Origin of the sequence: Ventrimonas sp., from assembly GCF_048380235.1 — a bacterium.
Taxonomy (GTDB): domain Bacteria; phylum Bacillota; class Clostridia; order Lachnospirales; family Lachnospiraceae; genus Brotaphodocola.
The window spans coordinates 1-2,023 of record NZ_DBFCCJ010000052.1 but is presented as its reverse complement, the minus strand read 5'-3'; the positions used below and the strand labels follow the sequence as shown (position 1 = coordinate 2,023).

3 protein-coding genes and 3 pseudogenes are annotated in these 2,023 nt (G+C 49.0%); 1 reads left to right on the top strand and 5 read right to left on the bottom strand.

Features of this window, described 5'->3' with window-relative positions; all coding sequences use genetic code 11:
• Positions 1-200: pseudogene (locus ACMP1L_RS08730) on the top strand (AAA family ATPase); the annotation flags it as partial.
• Between the two features lie 28 nt (positions 201-228).
• On the opposite strand, the pseudogene ACMP1L_RS08725 reads toward ACMP1L_RS08730, so the two are convergent.
• The 5 genes and pseudogenes from ACMP1L_RS08725 to ACMP1L_RS08705 all read right to left on the bottom strand — a co-directional run.
• Positions 229-345, bottom strand: a pseudogene (locus ACMP1L_RS08725) (DUF3801 domain-containing protein); the annotation flags it as partial.
• Between the two features lie 3 nt (positions 346-348).
• Entirely contained in the window at positions 349-540 is a 192-nt protein-coding gene (locus ACMP1L_RS08720; protein WP_475544533.1) for a hypothetical protein, read from the bottom strand.
• 18 nt (positions 541-558) lie between these two features.
• Complete coding sequence (locus tag ACMP1L_RS08715; RefSeq protein WP_418452715.1) at positions 559-834, bottom strand: DUF5720 family protein; 276 nt, start codon at positions 832-834, stop codon at positions 559-561.
• A gap of 12 nt (positions 835-846) precedes the next feature.
• A pseudogene (locus ACMP1L_RS08710) lies at positions 847-1,571 on the bottom strand (ParB/RepB/Spo0J family partition protein).
• Entirely contained in the window at positions 1,528-2,001 is a 474-nt protein-coding gene (locus ACMP1L_RS08705) for a ParA family protein (protein ID WP_118686771.1), read from the bottom strand. Before ACMP1L_RS08705 ends, ACMP1L_RS08710 begins: the two are co-directional and overlap by 44 nt.
• Positions 2,002-2,023: the final 22 nt, after the last annotated feature.

Below are 2,023 nucleotides of genomic sequence, written 5' to 3'. Positions count from 1 at the left end.
CCGATTATGTTTCCTTTGGTTTGACTGATAAAAATGGACTCCTGACCAATGCCGGAAAGCTCATGACCGATCAGCACACAATTGATAACTCCCGTATGTTCTGTACCCGGTGGAATAGCTTGGAAAAAGGCTCTATCTTTGATGATGCGTTGGACGATAAAGAATACGAGGGGAATTTGATTTATTTACTGAACAGCGGCAGATTTCAGAGTCATCTTGAAAAATGTAAACTACATATTTCCGGGCGATTTTCTCAAACTCCTTGATAGAGGGATCTGTGATCTCAATGTTGGATATTCCCTGATTCTGCCCGACAAGCTGCTTCACAGTCTGTTTTCCGTGCGGTGTTCAACACTTTTCAAATTTTCTTGCATAAAACCAAAACAGCGGCTTTTGAGGACGCGCCTCTGTAAATGGCTCCTCCTGGGCGAAAGGAAGTGTTTGCATCACGCGGTCAATATCCGTTGTATCCATGTCATGCTGAGATTTGCAATTTTCCCGGATTGCTTCTTGAATTTCCTTTACCGTACACATAGTCATTCCTTTCGTTGTATGGGTTTATGCGCGGCGGCGTTTTCCCGGTTTGAAATCGAGGATATGTCCCTCAATCACACGAGCGTAACGCTTGATCTTGATCTCCCGGCGCTGCTGGCTTTGCAGAGCGGCCTGATACCCGTCCTCGGTCAAAAACAGCCGCATTTCCTCTCCGGGACTGCCGTAAGCTGTGCTTGGACGCAGGACGGAAAACTCAATCATCCAGCGGGTGTCATCCCAAAACCTCTCTACGGCGAGAATGTTATGTCCTTTCAGCTCCCTTGCTGAAATATCTTTCATAGGCGGCTCCTTTCATCGTTCCTGGTCTCTCTGGCGTTTTTTCTGCCACTGTTCCAGCAGCTTGATAATAGTTTCCTGCATCCGCTGGGGCGTATAGCTTTTAGGGAAATACTTTCGCAAGGTGTCAGAGGTAAATGTCACTCGGTCCAGATCGCTTTTCCTCACCCATGATGACACGCATCATATCGAGGGTCAGATGCCCCTCCTGACTGTATTTCTTGAGCCGCTGGGCTTGAGAAAGAGAAGAGGTAGCCTGTTCGCTGTTCATCGCGTCCAGCAGGTCTACCTGTTCTTCCTTTTTGAGAAAGGACAGCTCATAGGCAGGGTTCAGAGCAATCTTCTTTTCATCCACCATATCCAGCAGTTCGGGAATAAGCTCGGTCAGACGGATAAATCTCTGAATTTGATTCTTACTCTGTCCAACCTGTTCAGCTAAAACATCTCTGGATTTCCTACCATCGGGCTCTGTGCCGCCTGTGTCCAGCTACCAGCTCATAACCGCCCTCCGGGTCCGGTCGAGCAATCGCCGGAACCAGAACGCCATACTGCTTGATACTGTCAGCGGTCTCCATCATGGCTTCGTCATCCTTGACTTTGAATGGATGGTTCTTAAAGGGATGCAGCTCAGACAGCGGAATCTCCTGAATCTTTTCCAGCTTTGCATCTTGACGGCCTTCTTCGGTGGAGAACAGATCATCTACCGAGGCCAGCTCTATTTTTTTCACGCTGCTTTTCAAGTTTCAACACCTCCTTCGTTATATTTTTGTAGCCCTCTGCCACCTTGCCACCGGGATCGTGGGCGAAAATACTTTTTCCCTCTGCACTGATTTCCTTTGCCCGGACAGAGTGCGGAATCTCTGTGCCGAATACTTTGATCTTGCTGCCATAGGTCTCCCGCAGGAGCGCGGAGATCTCTTTGGCAAAGTTGGTTCGGCTGTCCACCATCGTCAGCAGGATACCGTCTATCTGGAGCTTGGGGTTGATCTGCCGCTTTACCTTGTTTACCGTGGAGAGCAGCTGTTCCAGCCCTTTGGCGGGCAGATACTCTGCCTGAACGGGAATTATGATCCTGTTCGCAGCGGCCAGCCCGATTCCCAAGTTCGCACAGGTTGTTGTTTTGCCAACGCCGCCTTTCTGGTTGGCGATGGCGATGATTTGCGTGTTCATTGACTTCACCTCATTTCTAATT